The organism is Bartonella sp. TT110JLCBS (assembly GCF_042193405.1).
In the GTDB taxonomy this organism is placed as follows: Bacteria; Pseudomonadota; Alphaproteobacteria; order Rhizobiales; family Rhizobiaceae; genus Bartonella.
Genome location: NZ_JBHILT010000345.1, coordinates 1 through 500 on the forward strand (window position 1 = coordinate 1; position 500 = coordinate 500).

A 500-nucleotide genomic window follows, 5' to 3' on the forward strand; every position below is an offset into this window, starting at 1 on the left:
AGGTTTCTTTAAGCATAAGTGTTTTTCCTGTTGAGGATGGATGTAATGTAGTGCTCCTAGTGATTGTGGCAAAAGTTCACGATAGCATGCGGACATAAAGATAAAAAGGCTATTATCCTGTATGCTGATAGAGTTGATTTTAATTGTTTGTTTTGTAGCATTTGTAATGATTAAAGATACATATATTACTGGAAAGATATCATTAGGATTATCACTTATCCATGAACTGTGTGTGGTAACACGGAGCTTTTTTTCTTCTAAAATCTCTAATTGTTTTTCCAGAACTGTGGCAAGCTTTTTCATTGATATCGCTTGTTGTCTAGTTGATTTAGCTATGTCCATGGCATTGGCTAATTCTGTTTTAAATTTTTCTCGATCTTCTTCTCTTAATTTTTCATCTTTTTCTCGATCTTCCTTTCTCAATTTTGCAGCTTCTATGCGATCTTCTTCTCTTAATTTTTCATCTTTTTCTCGATCTTCCTTTCTCAATTTTTCATCTT

Annotated in this window: 1 pseudogene; it reads right to left on the reverse strand. The window is 32.8% G+C overall.

The features are described 5' to 3' along the window. Positions 1-500, reverse strand: a pseudogene (locus ACFILW_RS11225) (hypothetical protein); the annotation flags it as partial.